Here is a 26270-nt window from a genome sequence, read left to right as displayed (position 1 = left end):
GCCTATGGCGACCGCTGCCGATTATGTCGACAAGACACCCGAAGAAAGAACAGGGATGCGTTTCCCCACGATTCCCAAAGGCTTTGGACTGGCAACGCCACCCCTCGCCTTCCTCATCTTCTTCTTCCTGATCCCCGTCGCGCTTCTGTTCGTGACCAGCTTCTTCACCGCGCGATCGTTTGTGATCGAGCATGTCTGGAATATCGAAAACTACGCGAAGATCTTCGCAGCGGCTGGTTTTTGGCAGGCGACTTGGGTCGGAATGAAGAATGGCTTCTTCACTGCCGCGTTCTCCGTCATCCTTAGCTTTCCGGTCGCCTACTATCTTGTCTACAAGACGAGAAGCAATGTGGTGCTGTACCTGGTGCTGCTCTCCTGGTTTTCCAGCTATCTTGTTCGTGTTTACGCATGGCGAACGATCCTTGGGACAAACGGAGTGATTAACTCCTTCCTCATGGGCAGCGGGATCATCAAGGAGCCCCTTCAAGTCATCCTTTTCAGCCCATTCGCCGCCGTGCTCACGCTGATCCATATTATGCTTCCCTTCGCACTCCTGATCCTCGTTTCGTCCCTTCGGGACGTGAAGCAGGAGTACCTAGAGGCGGCACGTGATCTCGGAGCGAGCGGCCTCGGCGTGCTCTACAAAGTCATCCTGCCGATGTCCTACAAGGGTATCGTGGGATCTTTCATGTTCACCTTCATCCTGGCCGCTGGCGACTACATCACTCCGCAACTTCTCGGTGGACGCGAGGGGGTAACAAGCGGCCTGCTCATCGCAAACCAGTTCAGAAGCGCCGGAAACTGGCCTTTGGGTTCTGCGATGGCATTCGTTCTGCTCGCAACCTTTGTGGTCGTCTACGTCGTCTTCACGCAGGCCTTAAAGTTCGCAAAACTTGCGCCCGGTCGGCGCTACCACGGGTGATCGCCATGCTTAGAGCTTATCTCTCACTGTATCTGCTTTTCCTGTTCGCTCCGATCGCGATCATCGTGCTCTTCAGCTTCCACAGTTCGCCAGCCCTGACCTTCCCGGTCGAAGGCTTGAGCCTGCGTTGGTACGCACAGCTATTCGACAAGCCGGAATTCGTAACTTCGCTCTGGAACAGCCTGAAAGTCGGCTTCTACACCGCGATAGCTACCACGGTACTCGGCACGCTCGCCGCGCTGGCCCTCATTCGTCTGAAAGGCAAATACAAGCAGACTTTCGAATTGCTGAATTTCGCGCCTATCGGTCTGCCCGGCCTCTTCCTTGGGATTGCGCTCGTCACGCTCTTCGCTGCGATCAACCTGCCGCGCTCGCTTGTCACCGTCACAATCGCACATGTTCTATTCACGCTGCCATTCTTTGTCGAAACGATGCGGTCGCGGATCAACTATTTCGATCATTCGCTCGAAGAGGCAGCACGAGACCTCGGAGCTTCGCAGATCCAGACGTTCCGGCTGGTGACGATCCCCATTCTGGCACCAACGATCGTCGGCGCGGCGATCCTCACGTTCGCACTTTCCTTCGACGAGTTCATCATCACGGTCTTCGTCAGCGGAAATGACACCACGCTGCCGCTTTACATCTGGTCGATGATGCGCCGGACAGTGGATCCTTCGATCAACGCGGCAAGCGTCCTTGCACTTGCACTGTCGATCGTCGTGCTAGGCGCAGGCGGTCTGACCCTTTGGCTCCAGAGAAAAAGAGCTGTCGCCCTGCGCGACGCCATCTAACAGGGGAACATCAATGTCTCAGAACATCGTCGAACTCAGCAATATCACAAAGAAGTGGGGCATCTTCACCGCCCTGGACAACATTAGCCTCAACGTTCGGAAGGGCGAGATCCTTACCCTCCTGGGACCGAGCGGCTGCGGGAAGTCGACGCTCATGCGTATCGCCGCTGGTTTCGAGTCCGCGACCTCGGGAGAGGTCGTCATCGGCGGAAAGAACATGACCGCTGTTCCGCCAGAGAGGCGGCCTGTGAACATGGTTTTCCAGCGTTATGCTCTCTTCCCTCACCTGGACGTCTTCGACAACGTTGCCTTTGGGCTTCGCTTGAAGGGTATCGGGAAGTCGGCCGTCACCGAGCAGGTGAATGCGATGCTGAACCTGGTGCAGCTTCAGGACTTCTCGAACCGTTGGATCGGGGAAATCAGCGGCGGTCAAGCGCAGCGCGTTGCCCTGGCCCGTGCGCTTGTGAATCGTCCCTCGGTGCTACTGCTTGATGAGCCATTGGCGGCGCTCGACCTCAAGATCCGTCATCACATGCTTGAAGAACTCAAGCGTATCCATACAGAGACAGGCACCACCTTCATCTATGTTACGCACGACCAGGACGAGGCGATGATCCTGTCCGACCGCGTCGTTCTGATGAACAAGGGGACGATCGAACAGATCGGCACCCCCGACGAGATGTACGGTGCTCCAAAGACGCTGTTCTGCGCCAAGTTCTTCGGCGAGACCAACCTTCTCGATGGGCGCGTTCAGGATGCAGACGGCAGCGGCGCCGTTCTATCACTTCCCGTCGGTGCGGCGACAGTCGGAACCCGTGGCCTGCGATCCGGTTCCGCTGTGCACGTCTCCATTCGTCCGGAAGCGATCAACATCTCGGCCGCGACGGGTACCTCGGAAAGCTCCAACGAGGCGGTCGGCAAGGTCGAGGACGTGATGTTTATCGGCAGTCGCGTTGTCTACAAGGTTAGACACGCCGAGGGTACGCTCATGAAGTGTCAGGAGCCTCGCGCTGCAGCCGGTATCCGCTTTGGCGTTGGTAGCCCGGTATCTCTCACGTGGGACCCCGCATCCGTGGTTGTCCTCGCAAGTTGAGCCCAAAAAAGAAGGCGAGAAATTGATGTATGATTATATCGTATTGGGCGGCGGCTCGGCGGGTTGCACTATAGCCTCGAGACTGAGTGAGAACCCGGACTCCAAGGTACTCCTGCTTGAACAGGGTGACCGCGACTGGAGCCCCTACATCCACTTGCCCGTGACGTACTACAAAACGTCCCAAAGTGACATGCTGACGCGCTATCGCCTAGAGCCACAGGCTCACCAGGGCGGCATCACTCCGGAGTTTGTACAAGGACGCGTTCTGGGTGGAGGTAGCTCCGTCAATGCGATGGTCTACATGCGAGGCATCCCGCAAGACTACGACCGCTGGGCAGCAGAAGGGTGCGACGGCTGGGCGTACAAGGACGTACTGCCCTACTTCAAGAAGGCAGAGTCGAACGAGCGCTTCTCGGGAGCAGCCCATGGCACGGATGGACCGCTTGCGGTTTCCGACCAGCGCCATACCCACTATCTGACCAAGGCGTGGGTGCGTGCCGCGCAGGAGCTGGGGATCAATTTCAACCCCGACTTCAATTCCGGCAACCAGGCTGGTGTCGGCTTCTATCAGGTGACTATGAAGGACGGGCTGCGCTGCAGTGCCGCCAAGGCCTACCTGAAGCCCGCGCGCAAACGCAAGAACCTCACGGTTCAGACGAAAACCAAAGCCCTTCGCATTCTGATCGAGAACAACCGTGCCGTCGGCGTCGAGTACGTGCAGAACGGGAATGTCGTCAAGGCAATGGCAAGTCAGGAAGTTGTTGTGTGCTCGGGAGCGATCGGTTCTCCCCACCTTCTGCTCCTATCAGGCATCGGCCCGGCGGATCACCTTCGCGAGATCGGCGTTGACGTGAAGCATGACCTCCCGGGGGTTGGCCTGAATCTCCAGGACCATTTCGACATGTTCCTGATCTACGAACTGACCGGCGCCCATAGCTACGACAAGTACAAGAAGCTCCGGTGGCAGGCCTGGGCGGGCTTGCAGTATGCACTCTTCCGCAACGGACCCGTCACCTCCAACGTCTGCGAAGGTGGGCTTTGTTGGTACGGTGCAGAAGACGACAAGCTGCCCACCCTGCAGTATCACTTCCTACCTGGCGCAGGTGTCGAGGAAGGTTCGGATTCCACACCGAGCGGTAACGGTTGCACGACCAACGTCTACCAGTCGCGCCCGCGGTCGCGAGGGTTCGTCAAGCTTCGCAGCTCTGATCCGAACGTGTTTCCGGTCGTCAATCCAAACTATCTGGCTGAAGAATATGATGTCGAGGTACTCGCTGAGGGCGTGAGGATTGGCCAGGAGATCCTGCAGCAGCAGTCCTTGTCGAAGTACGTTTCACATCCTTATCGTCCCGGCGGCGTCCTCAAGACGAAGCAGGAGCGCATGCAGTTCGTCAGGGAGACGGGGCAAGGCGCTTTGCATCCATCGGGCGCGTGCAAAATGGGGACTGACGACATGGCTGTCGTCGATCCGCAATTGCGAGTTCGAGGCATCGATGGCCTCCGCGTTGCAGATACGTCAATCCTTCCTCGCGTTCCGTCCGGAAACCTCAACGGTCCGGCGATCATGGTGGGCGAACGCGCATCCGACTTCATCAAGGGTAACAAGATGTCCATCGAATAACGGATGGCAGGAGAATGACGTGGAACTCCTTTCGGCTGTCCCTGCGAATATTCCCAATGAATTGTCATGGTGGCAGCAGTACGTAAGGTCTGTTTTCACCATCAAGAACCTGCCTCCGTTGATGGGGGAGATCGAGGTCGACGTTCTGATCGTCGGTGGCGGCTTCACGGGCATGTGGACCGCCCTCACCCTCAAAGAGAGGGACCCGCTCTACGCATCGCTATCGTCGACGCCTATCGTTGCGGCGACGGCGCCAGCGCCCGCAACGGCGGCAATGTACACGGTTATTGGGGCGCGCTTCCTACGCTACTTCCCATGTACGGAGCGCAAAAGTCGCTCGAGGCCGCCGAGCTTGGTACGCTTGCCCAACGAAAGCTCCGACGTTTCGCCGAGAGAAATGACGTCTGGTGGACCGAAGAGGGCTACCTACGCGTCGCAACATCGGCAGCTCAACGCAGCAAGCTGGACGACTTCATCAAAGTGGCTGAAGCGCTCGGTGTGCCATCGAGCGTCAGACGGCTCTCCAAGTCCAACCTGTCGGAACTCTGCAACTCCCCAAAGTTCGAAGAGGGACTACTCTTTGAGGAGGGAGCGACCGTCGATCCGGCAAGGCTCGCGCATTTTGTGCGCGAGGACCGTCGCTTCGCGGAACGAAGCTGTGTAGCAAGTTCGATCAAGTCGATTCGCGCGAGTTAGCCTACCAGCAACGGTGCCTTCAGTACCTTGATAAGTGTTTGCCCACCAGCTTCACGAACGCTTCAGGCTCCTCGTACATCGGATAATGTCCGGCGCCTTCCAGGACCTCCACCTCGACATTCTTGTACCAAGCACCCACGGTCTCCCTCGTCTTCTCGATGGAAGATCCTGGGTCGTTGGCTCCGAGGACGACGAACAGGGGAGTTTTGTTTCCTTGAACCTCGCTAGAAAAGTCCGTTCCGGTCCATGAGGCCATGTAGGCGACCAAGGGACGTTCGGATGTACCGGCGAGGCTGGTATCGCGCAACTCTTGGAGCCACTCGTCTTTTCTCCTGTGACCGGTGTTTACATCAATCAGTGTCTTACGGACCTCTGCGTCGGAAATCGCGTCCTGGAGAAGCTTTCGCCGTTCGTCGGTTATCTTGGCGCCAGATGCCGGCAGCGCCGCAACCATAATGATCGACTGCACCTCGTCAGAAGCGTCCACCGTCAGACGCTGGACAGTCATCCCCGTCATGGAATGACCGATCACATGATATTTCCTCCATCCCAAAGATTTCGCCAACTTTCGGACGTCGCGTGCGACCTCTTCGATGGTGTATTCCCCTGTTTCGTCGAGACGCTGGCCGTAGCCGCGGCAATCCAAGAATGCGACCGTGAACTTGGTTCTGTCCCATAGCGGGAAGGTTGGTTCGTAGAGACGGTGATCGCCCATCCAGCCATGAAGAGCAACCACTTGGATCGACCCCTCCCCGATTACCCGGCTCGCCTTAACTTCAATCTCGGTCATTTCAGTAACCGCCCTTCTCATTTTTGGACTTGATCGCATCATCGCTCATTAGTGCCCGGTAGGACCCAACACTTGACGCGGCGGCAGCTGCCAGAAGTCGAACGTCGTTGGAAACCGTCACGAGATCGAAGCCCCACTTTGCAGCCCTGGCGGCATAGGCCGGCGATCCGCAATGGAGTGCAGCCTTGATGCCTGCATCGTGCGATACCCTCAGGATGCGATCGATGGCGTCGATGATTTCGGGCTCTTCGCGGTCGAAGCCGGCAGGATATTTTTTGCCAGTCAAACCGATCGTCAGGTCGGCTGGACCGATGTAGACACCGTCAAGGCCCCGCGTTGTTACAATTTCCTCGAGTTTTTCGAGGGCCTGTGCCGTTTCAATCATGGCAAAGCAGACCACCTCCTCGTCGGCCTCCCCCAGGTAGTCGCCGCCACCGGTCGAAATAATGGCGCGCGAGGGGCCATAACTGCGCACGCCCGTCGGAGGATATCGCACATAGGACACCAGTTGTTCGGCCTCCGCGCGGCTGTTGATCATTGGGCAGATCACCCCGTAGGCGCCCGCATCCAGCGCCTTCATTATATGAACCGGGTCGAGCCATGGCGGCCTCACGAGTGGTGTCGCGTTGCTGGCGCGCATGGCCTGCAGCATTCCGACCGCGTCCTGATAGTCCACGATGCCGTGTTGAAGGTCGATGCCGATGCTGTCGTAGCCCTGGGCGGCCATGATTTCGGCTGAGAACGCATTCGAGATCGACAACCAGCCGTTCAGCACGCAACCGCCCTTCGACCAGATTTCCTTGAGCTTGTTCGCCTTCATAGATTTCTACTCCCGAGGACTCGTCCGAATTTTTTCATGACATCGAGGTCCGGCTCAAAGCCTATCCCTGGTCGATCCGAGACTTTGATCATATCGCCATTCCTAATCCCCTCGACGTCAGCCAGCCATGCGTCGGGCTGAACAAAGTTGTATTCCAGTGCATCAATGCTCGGCCGCGCCGCCGCGACCTGAAGAGAGGCGAAAAAGCCCGGACCGAAGTACGGGGAATGCGGCATCAGAGAAATATCCTGTCGCGCCGCCATGTCGACGATGGAGATATATTCCGAGACGCCTCCGACCTTGGTGATGCTCGGCTGGAGGTAATCGACGGCGCCGACTTCAAGTGCCTGTCCGAACTGGAAGGACGTGCACCAGTTCTCGCCGGCCGCGATCGGCAGTCCTTTTCCACGCAGGGCCTTCAGGCTCACGAAGTCTTCGGGCGGATAGATCGGTTCTTCGAGCCAGGCGAGATCGAGCGAGCGCAATTCCGCAAGATTCATCTCGACGAAATTGTGAGACCAGGCGCAGTTAACGTCGACGCAGATGCTCGCGTCGGGCCCCGTGACGTCTCGGCATGCCCTAATGTTCGGAAGGGTGATTTCGTGCAGTTTGATCCGGTTGAAGCCGGCCTCCAGAACCTCTCTGGAGGACTGCGCGACCAAGTCAGACTCGGCGTAACGGACCAGGCTTGCGTAGAACGGAATCTCGGCTCGCGCTTGCCCCTCGTACAGCAGCTTGTGCAGCGGCTTTCGCTGTCTTTTTGCATAGAGATCCCAGAGCGCCATATCTACGCCCGAGATGGCAAAGATGGTCACACCATATCGCCCGAACATATGCAACTGACGCTGCGTATTGCGGTTCCATGTGGGAATGTCGGTGATGACCTGGCCGATCAAGGAAGGAAAAATCAACCGGTCGATGATCGACTTAGTGGCGTCTATTAGCGAATAGCCGAATCCTTCGCCCCAGCCGATGTTGCCAAGCTCGTCCTCGAGCTTGACGAGCGCGAACTCCAGCGTCTTCCATGCCGTCGGCATGATCCCGACGCCAGTCCCGCGCAGCTTGAACGGAATTTCAACGAGGATGACCTCGCCCCGAACGACTTTCACTGATTTCCTCCCCATGGCTTCGGCAGTTCGTTGACCGCAAAATGACCGCCAACGTAGGCCATCTGTTCGGGCGGCAGTTTATCGCGACCCTTGAAGTTGGCCGCACGATTGTCGCGCGCGTTGTCCTTCGGGCGATAGCCTAACGAACGCGCACGGCGATTATTGAACATCTCGGCAGGGCAGTCGGAGGATGCATACACGATGTCGCAGCGAACATTGGGATGATCCAGTCCCATCTCGACCAACGATGCCAGATCACGCGCACTCGTCCACATCCTCTCGCGCCTGGCGTCGACAACAAGGGGATCGGCATTCCCTATTCGAAGCAGCATCGTGGCGATGCCGAAGCGATGCGCATACATTGCGCACGCGGCCTCGCCAAACGCCTTGCTCAATCCGTAGAAGCTGTCAGGAACGATAGGAGCCTCCTCGTGGACATTTGCGTCTGAAGGAAGCATTCCGACCGCATGGTGGCTACTGGCGAAGACGAAGCGCTTGATGCCGTGGACTCGGCAGCTCTCGAGCAGGTTGAGGACAGCGCGGTAGTTAGGGTCGAGCGTTTGCTCGAAGCTGAATCCCGGCCCTACCAATCCGGCGAGGTGGAGGATGCCATCAACGTCGTGAGCCGCGAAATCGCAGAACTCTCGGTCCGCGAGATCGCCGCGGATGCTTGTTTCACCAGCGTTCGTTTCGAAGTCTGCGATGTCGGTCACCTTCAACGAGTACCGTTCACGCAATAGTGGCCGAAGCAACCGTCCAACGTTACCGCCAGCACCTGTGATCAGGATCGTCTTCATGTCGGTCAGTGCAGAAGTTGGCGAAGGAACGCGCGGGTGCGGGCTTCCTTGGGGTTGTCGAAGAAGTCTGCAGGAGGCGCCGTCTCAACGATCTTTCCATCGGCCATGAAGATCACCCGGTCGGCTACCTGTCGGGCAAAGCCCATTTCGTGCGTCACGCAGATCATCGTCATCCCGCTTTCGGCGAGGTTCACCATCACGTCGAGTACTTCGCGGATCATTTCCGGATCGAGCGCGGACGTGGGTTCGTCGAAAAGCATGATGCGGGGTTTCATCGCCAGTGACCTGGCGATCGCGACACGCTGCTGCTGACCGCCCGACAGTTGACCCGGATACTTGTGCGCCTGCTCCGGAATCCTCACCTTCTCAAGAAAGGACATGGCGACGTCATTGGCTTCAGTCCGCGCAAGTCCGCGGACGGTGCGAAGCGCAATCGTGCAGTTTTCGAGAATCGTTTTATGCGGGAAGAGGTTGAAGTGCTGGAACACCATGCCGACCTCGCGGCGAACAGCTTCGATCTTCTTCCGCTCGCTCGTCAGCTCGACTCCTTCTACGAGGATCTTGCCCTTCTGGTGCTCTTCGAGGTGATTGATACAACGGATCATCGTGGACTTCCCAGAACCAGATGGCCCGGCGACAACGATGCGCTCCCCCTCGCCTACCGTGAGATTGATGTCGGTGAGAACCTGGTGCGCGCCATACCATTTGGAGACGTTCTCGAATTCGACGGCGCGTTTTCTTTCTGTGGTCGCAACCATGAGACTTCCTTGGATCAAGCTTTTTGAAGTGAGGTGGAGGGCTTGTTCACTTGCGTCACTCGGCGCCTTAAATGCTTGGTGAGGTACCATTCCAGAATGCCCCAGACCCTGCGGATGGTCTCGACCATGATGAGGTAGAGCACCGCCGCCCAGATGTAGACCTGGAAGTCGAAGGACCGTGAGAACGCAAGCTTTGTGGCCTGCATCAGCTCTGGGACCGTAATGACGCTGGCCAGGGCGGATGCCTTCAGCGAAAGGATCAGTTCGTTGCCTAGGGGGCGTAGAGCCATGATTAAAGCCTGCGGGAGCATAATCTGAAACAGCGTCGTGACGCGGCTGAGGCCGAGCGAGTTTGCTGCCTCGAGCTGTCCGCGGGGCAGCGAGCTTAGAGCGCCCCGCAAGATCTCCGCCTGATAGGCAGTGGTATTGAGGGTGAAGGCGAAGAGCGCGCACAAATAGGCGTCGCGGAAGAACCACCAGACGCCAAGACTCGTCAGCTCTCCTCGGATCTGGCCGGCGCCGTAGTAGATGAGGAAGATCTGGCCGAGCAGAGGCGTTCCGCGGAAGAAGACGATGTAGGCTTTCGCGAGATGGCGAAAGAAAGCGATCGGGCCATTGCGCAGCAACGCCAGCGGTAGAGCGAACACCGCTCCGATCAAGGCCGACGTCAGCACCAGTTCGAGGGTGACGACCAAGCCCCAAAGGATTTTCGGCCCGTAGTTTGCGAGTAGCTCGGTGTTCATGTGCGCTCCCTCGCAAAGCCGCGATTGGATCGGGCTTCAAGCACGGCAACGATCGATGACGATAGCATCGAGATCACCAGGTAGATCAGACAGGTGACCGCATAGAAGAACAGCGGTTCCTTCGTGTTTGCGACCGCGAGCTGCGTCTGTCGCATAAGGTCGGCAAGCGAAATGATGGAGACGAGCGACGTATCCTTGAGGAGCACGAACCACAGATTGCCAAGGCCAGGCAGCGACAGGCGCCAAAGCTGGGGGGCAATGATGCTGATGAAGGTGCGGGCCCGCGAAAGCCCGAGCGACGCCGCAGCTTCGTGCTGCCCCACGGGGATCGCCCGCAACGCGGCAACAAAAATCTCGGATGCGAAGGCAGAGAACACAATGCCGAGCGCGATCATTCCGGCGACAAAACCGCTGAGCTCGCCGAACGGGGTCCCAAAAGCGGACAGCCAAGCCCATTGGATGAACATCCCGCCACCGTAGTAGATGATGAAGAGCGTCAGCAGTTCGGGCAGAGCGCGGAAGGTGGTAGCAAACAGGGTCGCGAGCTTGGCAAGCCAACGGTTCTTGCCGTTGATCAGAAGAGCCAGGCCGAGGCCGAGCAACAAGCCAAAGGGCAACGTCGCGAGCGCGAGCCTGATCGTGAGCCATAAGCCGTCAAGCAGGGCATGCCCCCAGCCGTCTGGGCGAAAAGAAAGTAGGTCTAGGAGTTCCACCATTCCTCCAATCCGTCGAAGAGCCCGGCCGCGACCGGCCGGGCAAACGACTGCCAGTCCTAGAAAATCGAGAACGGGAAGTACTTCGTGTTGATCTTCTCGTACGTTCCGTCGGCGCGGATGTCGTCGATCGCCTTCTGGAACTTGTTCTTCAGTTCGGTATCGTCCTTGCGGATTCCTACGCCCTTGCCTTCGCCAAAAATGGGGTCGCGAAGATCGTCGCCAACCAGCTCGCAGCAGGACCCATCGCTCGACTTCTTGAGCCACGCGTCAAGCAAGACCTTGTCCGAGAGAACGAAGTCCAGGCGGCCGGCGGCGAGGTCGGCACTGGCATCGTCCACGGTCGTGTACGTCTTGATGGTGGAGTCCTTGTATTTTGCCTCAAGGAAGTTCTGCTGGGTCGTCGATCCCTGAACGCCAATGGTCTTTCCCGCGAGAGCGGCCGGCGAGATATCGGTAACCTTGGCATCCTTGGTCGCCATGAACTTCGCGGGCGTATCGTAATACTTCGTTGTGAAATCGATCTTCTTCTTGCGCTCGGCCGTGATGTTCATCGACGCGATGATGGCGTCGTATTTGCTGGCCATGAGACCAGGGATCATGCCGTCCCATTCCTGGGTAACGATCTCGCACTTGAGCTTCGCTTTTTCGCAGAGCGCATTGGCGATGTCGACGTCAAACCCGGTGAGCTTGCCGTTTTCGACGTAGTTAAACGGAGGGTAGACGCCTTCGGTGGCGATCTTGATTGTCTTGTCTTCGGCGTGAGCCCCGGCAACGAGTGCGAGAACGAGCACCGAAGCGGATGCCAGTACGGAGAGTTTCATGATAGTCATATCCCCTTAGAGAATTGTTGATGACAGCGGAATTGTTCCGTCTTTTGTTGTTGCGTAGGCCCGAAGGCCTACGAGTTTGCAGCCAGCACTTCGTCGAGGCCCGACAAGAAGATGTCGGCGTGCTTGGCGGTGAAAGGAAGTGGCGGCCGGATTTTGAGAACGTTGCCAGATGGGCTCGCCGCGCTGATAAGAATGCGTTTCTCGCGCAGGCCGTTCACGACGTCGAGCGAGAGCTTCGCATCGGGGTTCTTGGACGTACGGTCCGTTACGAACTCCATCGCAAGGAACAGACCAGCGCCGCGTACGTCGCCAACACGCTCGTATTTCTGCTGCAGCTTCTTCATGCCGGCGACCATGTAGTCACCGATCTTGACCGAGTTTGCCATCAGCTCCTCGTCCTTGATCACGTCGAGGACGGCTTGCGCCGCTGCGATGCTTACGGTGTTCGCACCGAACGTATTGAAGTAGCGGATGTCGTTGCCGAAGCGCTCGAGCACTTCGGGTTTCGCGGCGACGCCGGCAATCGGCATCCCATTGCCCATCGGCTTGCCCATGACCACTAGGTCGGGCACGATGCCGTGACGTTGGAAGCCCCACCAATGCGTCCCCGTGCGACCGAACCCAGGCTGCACCTCGTCTGCGATGTAAAGCCCCCCGGCTGCTTGGACGACGTCAGCAGCCTTTTTCAGGAAACCGGGGGGATCGGTCAGGATCCCATCGGTAGAGAAGATACCGTCCGCGATGAACGCGGCGAGCTTGATGCCATGGCGCTCCATCTTCTTGATGGCTTCTTCGACCCGCTGAGCAAATACCTCGCCGATATCTTCGCCATTACCCCGGTAGTCGTCGGGTGCATCGACGACATAGACATGCTGCCCGATTGGAACGTTCGGACCCATCGAGGGGGAGATTTCAGCGACTGCGGTCGTGAGGCCATGGTAGGCGTTAGCAGTAACGATGATGCCGGTGCCGCCCGTGTAGTAGCGAGCGATGCGTAGTGCCAGATCGACCGCTTCGCTGCCGGTGCAGGTGTACATAACGTTGCTGATCTCGTCCGGATAGGTAGAGAGAAGGTCTTCCGAGTACTTGAGGATGTCCTCGTGCAGGTATCTGGTATGCGTATTCAGGACCTTTGACTGCCTCGCGATTGCGTCGACCACACGCGGGTGGCAATGCCCAACAGATGGGACGTTGTTGTAAACATCGAGGAAGGCGTTGCCTTCGGGATCGTAGAGCCAGACGCCCTCGGCCCGGACGACATGAACTGGATGCTCATAGAAGAGCTTGTAGGATGGACCCAACAGCTTGCGACGACGCGCAATCAGATCCTGCTCTTCCCGCGTCAGTCTGTCAGCGGTGTTTGGATCGAAGCCATTGATCATGAAGGCCGTGGCCGATGAAGCCGACATTGCTATTCTCCTATCTGTTTAGTGCTGCGGCGATCGCGGAGGTCGCCTGTTCGTTTGCAATGTCGGCCAGGCGATGAAACTGGCGCCATGCCTGGGGCGTGTTGCGGAGGATGTACTGTCGGTTTTCCGGGAACCGCACGGCGCGCCATTCGGTGATGATGATCCGCATCGCCATTCGTACGACGATGGACCGGAAGAGGAGGTCAATCTCGTCAGCCCTGAGCAGTCGAACAGCATCGAAGCCCTGAAGGAACTCGATGGCCGCCTGCAGCGGGTCGTGCGCCTCCGTCAATTGGTAGGCGGCAGCGACAGCTACGTCGAACAGCACGGGTGTTTTGACCATGTCACCGAAGTCGATGATGCCGGTAACGCGGTCAGTGTCGTGTGGATCAACGATGATGTTATCGCTGTTCAGATCGTTGTGCGCCAGTTGAGCTCGCAGCGAGGCGACATGTGGCTGGATGTCGCTTTCGTACCTCGCAAGCCACGCATAGAGCTCCTCCCTGCCGTCGGACGCGGGCAGATCGTCAACCATCGCGGTGAGCGAGAGGACGTTCTTGAGGTCCCAAGTCGAGAAATGGTCTTCTGCAGGATGCGTGAAGTCTTGAAGGGCTATCTGAAGGCGAGCGAGCATCGCTCCGATGTTCCCTCTCTGCGTCGGCGTCTGCTTCGACTTCCGCTGCAGCAACCCTTTGGAAAAGGTAACGAGGCGCACTGTGCGAACGTCATCCTCCGCCACCGCCATCTGAAATTCGGGAAGACCATCGAGCGTTTTCAGTACGCGCTGAATCGGCATTCCGGGATCCCTGTCTGCGACATGCATCAACGCCAACGTATGGAGATTAGTGACGATGGGCGCTTCACCAGGATTCACGACCTTGAGGAGATACTCCTCGCCGGCAGGCGTCTCGACACGAAAGTTGCTGTCTTTCTCACCAGACAGACGGTGAGCTTCGGCTGAGATGCCGTAGTAGTCTCTTGCGATACGAACCGCCGCCGCCTCTGAAAGAAGCTCGGAGCGCGCGGTGAGCGCGGCATTGATCGAAGCGGCTTGCGGAAGTGCCATAATTGCGGTCGCCTATATTGATATGCCGATATATTGGTATATAAATGAACAGGTCGTCAACTAATTTTTCATCGAAAGTGCGAGGAGCTTGATCATGGACCAAGGAGTTGCGCTGTTTCACCCCGAACAGATGGACACTCGTCTCTCGAAGGCGGCGCAGGTCTATGAACTGCTGCGCGACGCAATCATCTCCTTGCGACTCGCGCCGGACGCGCCAATTCTGGAGCGTGAAATCTCAATGCAGCTCGGCGTTTCCCGAACGCCTTTCCGCGAGGCGCTTCTCCAACTCGCGACCGAGAGTCTTGTCCGCATCGCGCCGAGCGACGGCACGTTTGTGAACCGAATTATCCTGAGCGAGGTTCTGCAGGGGCAACTGGTGCGAGACACGATCGAAATGCGCCTGACCCGGCTTGCTGCGAGAAACTTCAGCGAGTCGTTCGAGAAAGATTTCGAACTAGCTCTGTTCAGGCAAAGCTCGGCGGCCAAGCGGCAGGACGTAGACGAGTTCTTTACGCTCGATAACGAGTTTCACCGCCTTATCTGCAAATGCGCGGGATTTCCTGAAGCTTGGCAGACGATCCATGGGGCGACCGGTCAGCTAGACCGCTGCCGCCGGCTCGCCTTCTCTCTCGAGGCGCACTACTCGGCGGTCTATGACGAGCACGCAGCCATGTACGAGAGGCTCCGGGCTTCTGACGAGGCGGGGGTGGCAGAAATCTTCCAAGTCCAGCTCGACAGCACCTTCCCCTCCATCGACATCCTGCTCCGGGAACGACCAGACGTGGTCGTCGCCGAGGGAAAAGCGGACTTCGACGTCGCGCGCATCCGTTAGAACGCGTTGCACCAATTTTATGAGGAGGTTTTCATGACAACCCGACCACGGATCGAGCGTATCGACTGCTTCCAGGTGCGGTGGCCAATGCCCGAGCCGCTTGCCAATTCCTTAAGTGTCTTCAGGGAACGGGCGGCGTTGATCGTGTCGGTGACCGCGGGCGGAAAGACTGGGTGGGGAGAGACCTGGGCGCAACCTCTGGCCGCCGAGTCGATCATAACGAGCAGTCTAGGCCCGGCTATCCTTGGCGCTGACGCTTCGGCACCACGTGCGATCTGGGATTCGATGATGCGCCTTCTGGGGCGAGACCGCAGCGGGATCACGCATATGGCGATCTCGGCACTCGACATGGCAATTTGGGATGTAAGCGCTCGTATCGAGGACATGAGCCTCGCGCGACGTCTCGGGGGCCCAGTTCACAGCACTCTCCCCACCTATGCGAGCGGGCCGTTCCTGAAAACGGGCGACGATCAGTATCGAGACATGGTGCCCGAGATCGAAGGCTATCTCGCGCGAGGATTCAACGCGGTGAAACTGAGACTTGGCGCCGATTTGCGATCCGATCTCAGGGTACTCGAACAAATCCGTATCAAGTTCGGCGACGCGCTTCCGGTAATGGCGGACTTCAACCAGGGTCTGACTCGATTTGACGCATCCCGCATCTTGGCAGAGCTGCCAGCTTTCGGCGTGCTCTTTGCCGAGGAGCCGCTTCAGCCAGACGATACCGAAGGATATGCAGAACTAGCCTCCCGGAGCACGACCCCCATTGCCGCGGGCGAGTCCTTGGCAGGCCTCCGCCGTTTCAAGGACTTGATCGCAGCGAACGCACTTGATGTCGTCCAGCCTGACGTCGCCCTGTGCGGTGGCGTTACGGAATACATGCGGATCGCTGCGTTGGGTGAGGCCCACGGCCTGCCTGTGATTCCTCACGTGTGGAGCACGTCCGTTATCCACGCCACTTCGCTGCAGCTTGCGGCCGTTGCTCCGACCGGGCGGAGTTACGCGTTGCCTATGCCAGCCTTCGAGATCGATCCGACACCAAACGCCCTCATGGAACTAGGAGGTCCGGTATCGATCAACGCTGACGGAACCATCGACGTCTCCGACCGGCCCGGCATTGGTCTCGACCTCGACCGCGACCTCCTCGCGCCCTTCACCAAGTCCCGAAGCTCCGTCGGCCGTTGATCGCCGGTCACAATAGAGGAAAAAATGGAACTCACCGTAGACAGCGGCACTCGCATACACTTCCTGATCGGCGATCCTATCGCACAGGTCATCGGTCCAACCCTGATATCCCAGAAGATGTCCGATGCCGGCTTCAATGGAGTAATGCTTCCCTTGCACGTCTCAAAAGCGGACTTGCCTGTGGTCCTGCAAGGGTTCAACGGTATCCAGAACCTGGACAGCGTCCTGATCACGGTGCCGCATAAGATAGCCTGTGTTAGCCATTGCTCATCTCTCTCCTCCCGCGCCGAAAAGCTTGGCGTCGTCAACATTATGCGAAAGAAGTCAGACGGCACGTGGCATGGGGACAACTTTGACGGTCCAGGCTTCGTGAAGGGTCTCGAAAACCACGGCCACGTCGTGTCTGGCAAAAAGGTCTATATGGCCGGCGCAGGCGGCGCTGGATCATCGATCGCAGTCAGCCTGCTCGATTCCGGCGTGCAATCTGTCACGATACACGACAAGAACGACACTACACTAGCAACGCTGTGCGAAAGCCTCGATCGGTTCTATCCCGGCCGCGTCAAACCTTCGAGCCCTCAGATGGTCGTCGACTTTGACATCGTCGTCAACGCGACTTCGATAGGCCTCCGGGAAGGAGATCCACTCCCTATCGATCTGGACGGCGTCCGGCCAGGAACTCTTGTAGCGGATGTTATGACCAAGCCCGCAGTTACACCCTTCATGAAAGACGCTCTAAGACGAGGCTGCGTCGTGACCTCGGGTACCGACATGCTTGACGGACAGATCGACTTGCTTTTCCGCTTCGTGAGCGGTGAGGACATTCCCTGATCGGCCAACCATCATCACGGCGAGGGCGCTCACCTCATGGCACCAGCGCCCCTGCCCTCTCTGCCTCTAATATACTGGTATTTCAAATCGACCGTTTCTGACTATAAGTGGTGAGCTTAATCGACACCACCTTCAAGGGCCCGATTCGCCAATGGAACCAGTCTTCAGCCCCGACCAGCTCGACAGTCGGTTCTCCAAATCCTCGCAAGTGTACGAACTTCTGCGCAATGCAATCATCTCATTGCAACTGCTTCCGGAAAGTGCGCTTAACGAAAAAGACATCTGCGCGCAGCTCGGCATCTCACGCACGCCTCTGCGGGAGGCGATCCTGCAACTGGCGAAGGAAAATCTTATAAAAATCGTTCCGAGCGATGGAACTTTCGTCAACAGGATCGTGCTGCGGGAAGTCCTTCAGGGACAGCTTGTGCGCGACACGCTCGAAATGCGGGTGACGCGTCTTGCGGCGAGGAACTTCCAACCTCAATTCGAGAAGGAGTTCGAGCTCGCCCTATTCAAGCAGCGCGCGGCAGCGGAGCGCAAGGAAGTGGATGAGTTTTTCGCGTTGGACAACGAGTTCCACCAAATCATTTGCCGCTGCGCGGGCTTTGGTGAGATTTGGCAAACCATCCATTATTCAACTGGACAACTCGACCGCGTCCGCCGCCAGGCCTTTGCCTTGGAGCAGCAGTTTTTCATGGTCTTCGAGGAGCACCAGCAGATGTACGATCGCTTGCGTGCCGGTGATGAAGATGGTGTCGCCAGAGCTTTTCAGGTTCAGCTCGACAGTACCTTTCCTTCCATCGAAATTCTGCGCCGCGAGAGACCGGAACTGCTTCTTGGCGGAGAAGAGTTCGGGGTGAGCGACATCCGCTAACGGTCGCGGGCTCCCTTCGAGCGTTCACAACTAGGACGACGGGAGGCAAAGGGTCGCGTCTGCCTCCCCGTCTGATCAACTACGGTCGAATTCAATGAGGAGCCCGCCTTCAGCAGTCACGGTAGCGACGCTTCCGTCGGGGACGAAGTTCGACGTCAGCATGTCGGATAGCACGGCGGGTCCGTTCACCTCGAAGCCAACAGGCAGACTCGTCGTCTTGTAGAAGTCGACTTGCGTGAAGCCGCCATCCAGGTAGACGGGGCGCTTCTCCCCTCTCCCTTCGCCGACGGCTCTCATCGCCGGACCCCGCGTTGTTTCGACCAGGCCCACGGCCTGCAATCGCCACTCGAGGAACTCGACAGGCTCTGCCGGCGAGGAAACGGAGTACAGTCGCTCGTGCAGTTCGTGGAACCTGCATACGAGTGTTGCAAGCCTTTCCGGGTCAAGCTCGGGGTGGTCTAAGGGAACTGGAATCTGCCAGACCTGCCCCGCATATCGACTTTCCGCAAAGAGCAGCAGTTGACGATTGGAGGGCGCAATGTCCATTTCGTTGAGAAAACCAGTCCCTTCGGCGACTAGATCACTGAGCACCGCATTAATCTTCGCGAAGCCAAATTGATCGCTGCGGGCGAAGGCGATCTTCCCGAAATCGAATTTGATATCCCAGTGGAAATGCCGTAAGCGCTCAGTACACTGCCGGCTCGCGGAATGAGAACTTTTCGAATTCCCAGCTCCCGCGCCAGGTTAGCTGCATGCAGGCCGCCTGCGGCGCCACCCGAGACAAGAACGAAATCTCGAGGGTCGAAACCTTTCCTCATCGTCATGTCTTCAATTGCGGCGATCATGTTTTGCTCGGCTATCGCGGAGATGAGCGCCGCAGCCGCCTCCACTGTCATACCGAGTGGACCCGCAATTTCCGCCTCTATCGCCTCGCGGCTCGCCATTTCGTCGAGAGTGAGATGGCCGCCGCCGAAGTTCGTCTTATCGAGAAGTCCCCGGACGAGGTTTGCGTCGGTGAGCGTGGGTAGGCTTCCGCCGCGCGAATAACACGCTGGACCGGGCTTCGAACCGGCGCTCGTCGGACCGACATGAACCATCCCGCCGGCATCTACTCGTGCGATCGAACCTCCGCCGGCAGCAATGGTGGAAATCTCGACAGACGTGGCCCGCAATTGTTCCCTGCCTCTGCATTGAAACGTTTCCGTCAATGGCCATGCATACGTCAAGGCTTGTGCCGCCAAGATCAATGGAGATAACGTTGCTGTTCTCCAATCCAGCTTGCTCGACAAGTCGAAGAGCGGCGCCAGGGGCCGCCGATGGTCCTGAAAGGCATAGAAAAACAGGCTTCTCTACGATGACGTCGCTGGAGGTACGTCCTCCGTTCGAGCAGACGAACAATGGCTTGCGTTCGAAGCCGGCAGCGGCCAGGCGGTTCGCCAGGTTCGAGATGTTGTCCTTCATCACAGGCTTGAGGGAGGCGTCCAAGGCAGTTGCGGACGTCCTCCGGTATTCGCCCACAGTTGGATTCACTTCGTGGGACAGGCTGTAAGGTAGTCCAGGCATAACCTCCTCGATGAGACGACCCACCCGGAGTTCGTGTTCTGAGTTCATATTGACCATATGAGAGACACCGCGATCGCTTCAGGCTCAAGTTCGCGGATCCGAAGAAGCGTCCGGCGAACGTCCGTGTCATCAAGTGGAATTTCGACGCCGCCTTCCGCATTTACTCGCTCACGGACGCTAAAACTCAGGTGCCGCGGCACCAACGGCTGCGGAAAATCCTCGTAGATGTCGTAGCTGTTTTCTCTACCTCCCTCGCGAATTCGAAGCACGTCCCTGAATCCTTCAGTGTGGAGCAGCACGGTACGGGCCGTCCTGCCCTCAAGGATCGCGTTAGTCGCGGCGGACGTGCCGCAAGAAAAGGTACTGCAGGATGCCAGGAGATCTCTGACGTTGGTGGCGCGATCTTCCGCGACGTAGGCGATGCCTTCAAGGATACCTTGAGCGATGTCGTCGTGATTGGACAAGGATTTGTAGAACCGGCGGTCGCCATTCTCCTCAAGTACGATGTCTGTAAAAGTGCCCCCGGCGTCCACCGAAAGTGTCACAACCATTATCGCGCTCCCGCGCCGGCTAGGCGCTCTGTTTTGTACTCTGTTTCCGAGATGATCGGTGCACCAGCGCCGTACATCATTCTTGCTCCGGCTACTGTCAGGAGCTCGTCCTTCAGGGAACGCGCTATCAGTGCTTGATCGCGATTGGCCGGTTCTCCGAAGCCACCGCCGCCGCTTCCGTGAGATATTAGGCGTTCACCCCGCTCTAGGGTGACATCAAAGAACACCGAGTTCTGTTCGATTTCCGAAGGCATCTTCTTTCCACGTTTTCGTCGGAGCGCCGGCTACGCCTCCTGCCGCTCCTGCTGGCGGGAATTGCGCCCCACCGCTGTTTACCGAGAACGTCACTGCGTCCTCCCTCGCTCGAAAGATGCACTCGCACCCTTGGGCGCCCTCCCATTGTCCGGCGCCCCCGGAATCGGGTCTTAGTTCGAGCTTCTCGATGATGAGGGGTTGCTGCTGTTCGACAATCTCTACGGACGACTGCGACAGCATCCCCTGCGTGGTGCCGCTGCCGTAGGTCAGCCAGCCGTCGTGGCCAGCCAGGGCCGGCCCGTCGTCGCCGTCGACGAGAAGCAGTCCGATGACCTTCCGCCGTCTGTGGACTTCGTTTCGATTGATCACCGCAAGTCCATACGTGTCGCCGTGGACCATCTTGCCGGCCTCGGCCATCAATGCATCTCTTATATTGCGGATGGCCAGTCGACGACCTACAGCCGACGGTCCAAATCCGAGGGGTTTCTTGAGGCTGCCGCCGCCAACGGACTTACGCAATGCCACATCGTGATGCCGCCTGAGCCTTCTGAGCGCCCCCAATTCTCTGGCAAGGAACTTGCCGAGCTTGGTCGGCGCGCCGTCGCGACGATCATGGAGAGTTATCCGGAGACTACGGCGATCGTGACCTTCAACGATATGACCGCTCTCGGAGCTGTCGAGGCACTTAAGGATCTTCAAGTTTCGGTTCTGGATCGTATGTCCGTTGTAGGTATCGATGGGATCAGCGTCAGCGAACTGCTGACGCCGTCGATTACATCTGTGCGCCAGCCGCTCGAAATCAGCGCCAAAGAAGCGGTGAAGTGTGTTGCCGAGCAGCTCGGCGGCCGCCGTATCCGGAAGGACATATACGTCCAGCCGGAACTCATCGTCCGCCGCTCGTCCGGCCGTCGTCAGTAGGAGGTCCCCGCCGCGATGGGCTTCGACATCACCTCCGACGATGAAGCTACGATTTATGCAATCTCTGCATGGTCTACTCCTCGTCGGTCGAGCCACGCGTCTTATGGTATTATCTAAGCAACGTCCGCGTCGCCGCCACGACCAATGCGTCCGGCATCGCTTCAACTTTGGTGTGCCTGGGCGGGGACAGGGTGGATGCAGGCTCGTGCAGCTCTTCTTACCTGCGCGGCAATCCAGTCCGGGACTGAACGCAACTCTATTGCCGCATCCAGCCGGACGGGACAACAGACGGTCTAAATGGATCGGAGCCGTCGGAGAGGGCCGACGCTTACATGCCTCGTATGTAGTACGAGAGGCGCTCGGCGGCATCCGCGATCTGCGAGGGATCTCGCAGGAAGCAAGCCCTCAAAAAAGCCTGACCGCCTGGTCCGAACGCACTTCCGGGAGCGAGCCCTACTCCCGTGGCGTCGACAATGCGCCGCGCCGCCTCGCGGCTGTCCGCCACGCCATCGATCTTCAAGAACGCGTAAAGGCCGCCATCAGGCTTCAGAGTCTCGACCCGGTTGGTGGCTAGAAGCGCTTCGCACAGGATGTCCCGTGACGTTCGCGCCCGCTCCACGTTCTGCTGCACTACGTCGTCCCCATGGTCGATAGCGGCGAGCGCGCCCTTCTGCATGAACTGTGCTACACCTGAGGTCGAGTACTGGATGAGGTTCTGACTGGTCTGCCCGACGGCGCGCGGAACAGCGACCCACCCCACGCGCCAGCCTGTCATCGACCAGTTCTTCGAGAACGAGTTGGCGAAGATGATGGAGTCCTCGTCCGTCATTACGTCCAGAAAGGACGGCGCACGCCGCGCTGGGTAATAGTACTGCGCATAGATTTCGTCGGCGATGATCCATAGTCCATGCCTCCGGGCGATGTCGCAGAGTTGCCTCAGATCGTCCGAAGTCGCGGTCCAACCCGTTGGGTTCGAAGGCGTATTGACGAACAGCGCCTTCGTGCGTGGCGTGATGGACGCCTCGAGCCTGCCAACGTCGAGAGACCAGCGGCCATCCCCGAAATCCAGCGTCATCGGCACGCCCTTCGCCCCGGACACACCCATTGCGGCAACGACGTTGGGCCAGGCGGGAGAGAGGTAGACGATCTCGTCGCCCGGCGAAGTCGTGGCGTTCACGGCCAGGACAATCGCCTGCATGCCGGATCCGGTGACGAAGATGTTTTCGCGCGACATCCGGGCCGAGAAGACTCGCTCGTAGTAGCGGGTGATCGCGTCCCGGAGCTCGGGAATTCCCTGCGTCCAGGTATAGAAAGTCTCTCCCGCCAGCAGCGCATCCGAAGCGGCTCGGTTTACGAACCCCGGCGTCGGGAGGTCGCCCTCGCCGATCCACAGCGGAAGCAGATTTTCCCGACCGCGCGCGTACGCGACTATCTCGCCGATTCCGCTCGTCGGCGTCTGCATCGCGCGCTCGCTCAGTCCAGCCGGCTTCGGATTATAGGTCGAGCGAGCGCCGATCATCTGCACATCCATTCGCTTATGTGTGTTCCTAGTGGTTTAGGATCTGCCCCAGGAACGTCTTTGCACGGGCGGTCTGCGGGTTCGAGAAGAATTCGTCCGGCGGAGCGCTCTCGATGATCTGACCGCCATCCATGAAAATGACACGATGCGCCACGGCCCGAGCGAACCCCATTTCATGCGTCACGCAGATCATGGTGATGCCGTCTTGGGCAAGGGATATCATCGTATCCAGCACTTCCTTGACCATCTCCGGATCGAGAGCCGATGTCGGCTCATCGAACAGCATGATCTTCGGCCCCATGCACAGGGCTCTCGCGATGGCAACGCGCTGCTGCTGGCCGCCGGATAACTGCGCCGGATACTTGTTCGCCTGCTCGGCGATCCGGACACGCTCTAGGTAGCGCATCGCCGTCTCGCGCGCCTCCTTGTCGCTGACCTTCTTGACACGCTTCGGCGCGAGCATGCAGTTTTCCAGGACCGTCTTGTGCGGAAACAAGTTGAAGTGCTGGAAGACCATGCCGACATCGCGGCGGATGTGGTCGGCGTTGCTTCCCTTAGATCCGAGCTCAACGCCGTTCACAGAGATCTGTCCGCCCTGGGTCTCCTCCAGATAGTTGATGCATCGGATTAGGGTCGACTTGCCAGACCCCGAGGGGCCGCACAGCACGATGTGCTCGCCTGTCGACACCTCGAGGTTGACTTTCTTAAGAACGTGAAGAGGTCCATACCACTTGTCGACGTCCACCATCTTGATCGTTTTCTCAGCCATCGGCGATAGTCCTTCCGTGGTATGAACCTGTTTCAGTCTTAGTTCATCGTGAACGTTATGCCGTCCATCGATGCCGGCATATCCGGGAACGGGGTGCCGAAGTACTTCTGGTACAGCTCGCTGAGCGTCCCGTCCTTCTTGTGCTTGGACATGAACTCACCCGCCCACTTTCCGAGTTCTTCCGACTTCGGGCTCACGGCAATACCTTCATACTCCGTCGACAGAACGATCTTCTGTGCGTACTTGCCCGGAGCCGCCTTATCGACGCCACCGAACTGGTGGCTGTAGCTGCCGAGGTATTCGACCTGGCCGGAGAGAAGCGCCTGCACCGCCGACGACGCGTCGTCGAAACGCTGCACGGTTGCGTCCTTCGGAGCGGCATCGGTCACCGCCTTGTCCATCGAGCTACCCTTCTCGACGGCGATCGAATGGCCGGAGAGCTCCTCGACCTTCGTCACGCCACCTTCCTTCGGTCCGTAGATCGCAGCATTGATCTCGGCGTATGGAGCGACGTACTGCACGACTTTTGCGCGGTCAGGATAGACGCCCATGACACAAATCAGCATGTCGACCTTGCCAGTCATGAGCTGTGGAATCCGGTTCGCGCTGGTGATCGGAACATAGGCGACTTCGACGCCGAGCTCCTTCGCCATCAGCTTGCTCAGATCGATGTCGTAGCCTTCGTTCTCGCCGCTGGCGTTGATGAAGCTGAAGGGCGGTTGGTCGGTGACGATACCGAACGTGATCGTGCCCTTCTTCTTGATTTCCTCGAGCGTTGCCGCGCCAGCCTGCCGTACCTGGGCCGCACCGGTAAAGGCGACGGCGAGGGCAATGCTGCTGAGTGCGAGGAAGGTGCGACGTCCCATTGCGCTTTTTGTGTTAAACATCTGCGTTCACCTCTTTTGGTTTACTCGGCAATTCGTTGTTCATCAGCGTGCCGATGTCACTGATTTCGCTACCTTCCGAACGCCATCTTCTTTTCGAGACGACCACTCAGAAGGGAGAGCGGCCAGCACAGAGCAAAGTAGATTGCTCCGACGATCCCGAAAACGATCAGTGGCTGGAAGGTGTTGTTGGATATGACCTGTCCGGCGCGCGTCAGTTCGGTGAACCCGATGATCGCAACCAGCGACGTTCCTTTGACGAGACCGACGAGAAAGCCGATGGTCGCGGGAAGCGAGATCTTGAAGGCCTGCGGCAGGATAACGTCCGCCATGCGGTTCCGGTACGGCAGTCCGAGGGCTCGCGCAGCCTCGGTCTGACCGAGAGGAACCGCTTCGATGCCTCCCCGCCAGATCTCTCCGAGAAACGCACTGCTGTGTGCCGTAAGACCGATCGCAGCCGCCACCCAGGCGCTGACGTCGAGGCCCACAAGCGAAACCCCGTAGTAGAAGACGAAGAGCTGCATCAGGAGCGGCGTGCCTTGGAACACTTCAATGTAGAGATACGCAAGCCATCTCAGCGGCTTGATGGTGCTTGTGCGCATCAGTGCGATGAGGACGCCCATGAGGCCGCCGCCTACGAATGCGATGCCGGAAAGCAGTATGGTCCACTTCAATCCTTCGAGGAGCATCCAAAGGTCGTTTACGGAGATTTCTCTGACCATGGCCGGCGCCTCACTTAGTCGGATAGGAGAAGTAGAACCGGCCGAACAGCCGGAGGAGCGAGGAGATACACACCGACAGGGCCAGGTAGATCCCGGTGACCACGAAGTAGACTTCGAAGCTTCTGAACGACTGCGATTCAATCATCTGAGCGGAATAGGTCAGCTCCGGCGCGGAGATCGAGGCGACCACGCTCGACGTCAGCATGAGGAGCACGAACTGCGCGGAAAGACCCGGATAAACAGCACGGATGGACGGCTTCAGAACGATGTCGAAGAATATCTGACGGCGGTTCAACCCGAGGGCCTTGCCAGCCTCGATCTGCCCATGCGGCAGGCCGTCGACCCCGCCTCGGAGGACCTCGGCGATGTAGGCGGCCGTATTCACCGTCAAGGCGGTGATCGCAGCGGCTGAGACCGAGAACTTCAAGCCGAGCGACGGAAGCCCGAAAAAGATGAAGAACAACTGGACGAGAAACGGCGTATTACGAATGACCTCGATGAACACCTTCGCGCTTATGCGAACCGGAGCCACGCTGCTTCTCCGCATCACCATTACGATGATCCCAAGGACGAGCGCCAAGGCACTGGAGACAGCCGTGTAATACAAGGCCTTCAAGGTGCCGTCGAGCAGGATGGGCCAAGCGTCCCACACTGCAGAGAAGTCAAATTCATATCCCATGTTCGCGTCCGTCTTGTTCTATTTGGTTCCCCTTACGCCACCGCATTTTCAGTCTGCGATCTCGAAATCGGCATCGACCTCCACGGCGACGCCGTGCGGGAGCGAGCCCACACCGATCGCCGTTCGAGTATGACGTCCCTTCTCGCCGAAGATCTCGACGATGAGATCCGACGCCCCGTTGATTACTGCGGCGTGCCCGCCGAAGTCGGGAGCCGCGTTGACGAAGCCACGCACGCGCGAGCAGCCCGCAATCCGGTCGAGGTTGCCGTCGAGTGCCGCATAGAGTTGCGCGACGATGTTCATCGCACACACCCGCGCGCCCTCCTTAGCTTCCTCGGCAGAGATCGTCTCTCCCACCTTCCCGACGAACTTCATCTGTCCGTCGACCTTCGGAACTTGGCCGGAAACATAGAGGGTCGACCCGAAAGCCTTGGTCGGGATGTAGGTGGCCGTCGGTGCCGTTACGGAGGGCAGGACGATGCCGAGTTCTGCGAGGCGGTCGTGTACGGACTTTGTCATTTTCAGTT

The 26270-nt window shown here is 58.5% G+C and carries 29 protein-coding genes; 11 read left to right on the top strand and 18 right to left on the bottom strand.

Features of this window, described 5'->3' with window-relative positions:
• Nucleotides 1-4 precede the first annotated feature (4 nt).
• From ATY79_RS06010 to ATY79_RS05990, 5 genes are all read left to right on the top strand, one after another.
• Nucleotides 5-922 carry an ABC transporter permease gene (locus ATY79_RS06010; protein WP_088703297.1) on the top strand — a complete coding sequence of 306 codons (918 nt, stop codon included), beginning with the start codon at nt 5-7 and terminating at the stop codon, nt 920-922.
• A gap of 5 nt (nt 923-927) precedes the next feature.
• A complete protein-coding gene (locus ATY79_RS06005; protein WP_088703359.1) occupies nt 928-1713 on the top strand; it encodes an ABC transporter permease in 786 nt (261 codons plus the stop codon).
• Between the two features lie 13 nt (nt 1714-1726).
• The gene (locus ATY79_RS06000) at nt 1727-2806 is read left to right on the top strand and encodes an ABC transporter ATP-binding protein (protein WP_088703296.1); all 1080 of its coding nucleotides are present in this window, start codon (nt 1727-1729) and stop codon (nt 2804-2806) included.
• A gap of 25 nt (nt 2807-2831) precedes the next feature.
• Nucleotides 2832-4427, top strand: coding sequence for a GMC family oxidoreductase N-terminal domain-containing protein (locus ATY79_RS05995; RefSeq protein WP_088703295.1), 1596 nt, complete (start codon nt 2832-2834; stop codon nt 4425-4427).
• Between the two features lie 174 nt (nt 4428-4601).
• A complete protein-coding gene (locus ATY79_RS05990) occupies nt 4602-5123 on the top strand; it encodes an FAD-dependent oxidoreductase (RefSeq protein WP_210421394.1) in 522 nt (173 codons plus the stop codon).
• 19 nt (nt 5124-5142) lie between these two features.
• Here ATY79_RS05990 and ATY79_RS05985 read toward each other — a convergent pair whose 3' ends face one another.
• From ATY79_RS05985 to ATY79_RS05940, 10 genes are all read right to left on the bottom strand, one after another.
• Complete coding sequence (locus ATY79_RS05985; protein WP_088703294.1) at nt 5143-5913, bottom strand: alpha/beta hydrolase; 771 nt, start codon at nt 5911-5913, stop codon at nt 5143-5145.
• 1 nt (nt 5914) lies between these two features.
• The gene (locus ATY79_RS05980) at nt 5915-6733 is read right to left on the bottom strand and encodes an aldolase/citrate lyase family protein (RefSeq protein WP_088703293.1); all 819 of its coding nucleotides are present in this window, start codon (nt 6731-6733) and stop codon (nt 5915-5917) included.
• Nucleotides 6730-7842: a mandelate racemase/muconate lactonizing enzyme family protein gene (locus tag ATY79_RS05975; RefSeq protein ID WP_088703292.1), complete on the bottom strand. Its 1113-nt coding sequence runs from the start codon at nt 7840-7842 to the stop codon at nt 6730-6732. Before ATY79_RS05975 ends, ATY79_RS05980 begins: the two co-directional genes overlap by 4 nt.
• Nucleotides 7839-8639, bottom strand: coding sequence for an NAD(P)-dependent oxidoreductase (locus tag ATY79_RS05970; protein ID WP_088703291.1), 801 nt, complete (start codon nt 8637-8639; stop codon nt 7839-7841). Before ATY79_RS05970 ends, ATY79_RS05975 begins: the two co-directional genes overlap by 4 nt.
• Nucleotides 8640-8644: 5 nt before the next feature.
• On the bottom strand, nt 8645-9397 hold the full coding sequence (locus ATY79_RS05965; protein WP_088703290.1) for an amino acid ABC transporter ATP-binding protein: 753 nt from the start codon (nt 9395-9397) through the stop codon (nt 8645-8647).
• A gap of 14 nt (nt 9398-9411) precedes the next feature.
• Nucleotides 9412-10140, bottom strand: coding sequence for an ABC transporter permease subunit (locus tag ATY79_RS05960; RefSeq protein WP_088703289.1), 729 nt, complete (start codon nt 10138-10140; stop codon nt 9412-9414).
• Complete coding sequence (locus ATY79_RS05955) at nt 10137-10856, bottom strand: ABC transporter permease subunit (RefSeq protein WP_088703288.1); 720 nt, start codon at nt 10854-10856, stop codon at nt 10137-10139. The genes ATY79_RS05960 and ATY79_RS05955 overlap by 4 nt, the downstream gene beginning before the upstream one ends.
• A 56-nt stretch (nt 10857-10912) precedes the next feature.
• Nucleotides 10913-11677: a transporter substrate-binding domain-containing protein gene (locus ATY79_RS05950; protein ID WP_088703287.1), complete on the bottom strand. Its 765-nt coding sequence runs from the start codon at nt 11675-11677 to the stop codon at nt 10913-10915.
• Between the two features lie 77 nt (nt 11678-11754).
• Nucleotides 11755-13095, bottom strand: a complete 1341-nt coding sequence (locus ATY79_RS05945; RefSeq protein ID WP_088703286.1) for an aminotransferase class III-fold pyridoxal phosphate-dependent enzyme — start codon at nt 13093-13095, stop codon at nt 11755-11757.
• A gap of 10 nt (nt 13096-13105) precedes the next feature.
• A complete protein-coding gene (locus tag ATY79_RS05940; RefSeq protein WP_088703285.1) occupies nt 13106-14161 on the bottom strand; it encodes a phosphotransferase in 1056 nt (351 codons plus the stop codon).
• Between the two features lie 94 nt (nt 14162-14255).
• Here ATY79_RS05940 and ATY79_RS05935 point away from each other — a divergent pair, with 94 nt between their 5' ends.
• From ATY79_RS05935 to ATY79_RS05920, 4 genes are all read left to right on the top strand, one after another.
• Nucleotides 14256-14993: a GntR family transcriptional regulator gene (locus ATY79_RS05935; RefSeq protein WP_088703284.1), complete on the top strand. Its 738-nt coding sequence runs from the start codon at nt 14256-14258 to the stop codon at nt 14991-14993.
• Nucleotides 14994-15026: 33 nt separating this feature from the next.
• Entirely contained in the window at nt 15027-16178 is a 1152-nt protein-coding gene (locus ATY79_RS05930; protein WP_088703283.1) for a mandelate racemase/muconate lactonizing enzyme family protein, read from the top strand.
• A 24-nt stretch (nt 16179-16202) separates the two neighbouring features.
• Nucleotides 16203-17009, top strand: coding sequence for a shikimate dehydrogenase (locus tag ATY79_RS05925; protein ID WP_088703282.1), 807 nt, complete (start codon nt 16203-16205; stop codon nt 17007-17009).
• Nucleotides 17010-17160: 151 nt separating this feature from the next.
• Complete coding sequence (locus ATY79_RS05920; RefSeq protein WP_189637966.1) at nt 17161-17883, top strand: GntR family transcriptional regulator; 723 nt, start codon at nt 17161-17163, stop codon at nt 17881-17883.
• 75 nt (nt 17884-17958) lie between these two features.
• Here ATY79_RS05920 and ATY79_RS05915 read toward each other — a convergent pair whose 3' ends face one another.
• Entirely contained in the window at nt 17959-18483 is a 525-nt protein-coding gene (locus ATY79_RS05915; RefSeq protein WP_280950870.1) for a hypothetical protein, read from the bottom strand.
• A 152-nt stretch (nt 18484-18635) separates the two neighbouring features.
• Between ATY79_RS05915 and ATY79_RS30415 the strand changes: the two genes are divergently transcribed.
• Nucleotides 18636-18911 (top strand): hypothetical protein, encoded by a 276-nt coding sequence (locus ATY79_RS30415; RefSeq protein WP_141105703.1) that lies wholly within the window; start codon nt 18636-18638, stop codon nt 18909-18911.
• A 579-nt stretch (nt 18912-19490) separates the two neighbouring features.
• Here the strand turns inward: ATY79_RS30415 and ATY79_RS05900 are convergent.
• Nucleotides 19491-19997: a hydantoinase/oxoprolinase N-terminal domain-containing protein gene (locus ATY79_RS05900; protein ID WP_088703278.1), complete on the bottom strand. Its 507-nt coding sequence runs from the start codon at nt 19995-19997 to the stop codon at nt 19491-19493.
• Nucleotides 19998-20450: 453 nt separating this feature from the next.
• On the opposite strand from ATY79_RS05900, the gene ATY79_RS05885 reads away from it, so the two are divergent.
• Nucleotides 20451-21170, top strand: a complete 720-nt coding sequence (locus ATY79_RS05885; protein WP_088703276.1) for a substrate-binding domain-containing protein — start codon at nt 20451-20453, stop codon at nt 21168-21170.
• Between the two features lie 328 nt (nt 21171-21498).
• On the opposite strand, the gene ATY79_RS05880 is transcribed toward ATY79_RS05885, so the two are convergent.
• The 6 genes from ATY79_RS05880 to ATY79_RS05855 all read right to left on the bottom strand — a co-directional run bounded on the left by ATY79_RS05880 (nt 21499) and on the right by ATY79_RS05855 (nt 26262).
• Entirely contained in the window at nt 21499-22689 is a 1191-nt protein-coding gene (locus tag ATY79_RS05880) for a pyridoxal phosphate-dependent aminotransferase (RefSeq protein WP_088703356.1), read from the bottom strand.
• Nucleotides 22690-22717: 28 nt separating this feature from the next.
• Nucleotides 22718-23458 (bottom strand): amino acid ABC transporter ATP-binding protein, encoded by a 741-nt coding sequence (locus ATY79_RS05875; RefSeq protein ID WP_088703275.1) that lies wholly within the window; start codon nt 23456-23458, stop codon nt 22718-22720.
• Between the two features lie 38 nt (nt 23459-23496).
• Nucleotides 23497-24345, bottom strand: coding sequence for a transporter substrate-binding domain-containing protein (locus tag ATY79_RS05870; protein ID WP_088703274.1), 849 nt, complete (start codon nt 24343-24345; stop codon nt 23497-23499).
• A 68-nt stretch (nt 24346-24413) separates the two neighbouring features.
• Nucleotides 24414-25064 (bottom strand): amino acid ABC transporter permease, encoded by a 651-nt coding sequence (locus ATY79_RS05865; protein ID WP_088703273.1) that lies wholly within the window; start codon nt 25062-25064, stop codon nt 24414-24416.
• A 10-nt stretch (nt 25065-25074) separates the two neighbouring features.
• Entirely contained in the window at nt 25075-25743 is a 669-nt protein-coding gene (locus ATY79_RS05860) for an amino acid ABC transporter permease (RefSeq protein WP_088703272.1), read from the bottom strand.
• 48 nt (nt 25744-25791) lie between these two features.
• Nucleotides 25792-26262: a RidA family protein gene (locus tag ATY79_RS05855; protein ID WP_088703271.1), complete on the bottom strand. Its 471-nt coding sequence runs from the start codon at nt 26260-26262 to the stop codon at nt 25792-25794.
• Nucleotides 26263-26270: the final 8 nt, after the last annotated feature.

Origin of the sequence: Rhizobium sp. R693 (genome assembly GCF_002211315.1) — a bacterium.
Classification (GTDB): Bacteria; Pseudomonadota; Alphaproteobacteria; order Rhizobiales; family Rhizobiaceae; genus Rhizobium.
Note: the sequence above shows the minus strand (reverse complement) of the source record. Positions and strands in the feature narration are given on the sequence as shown.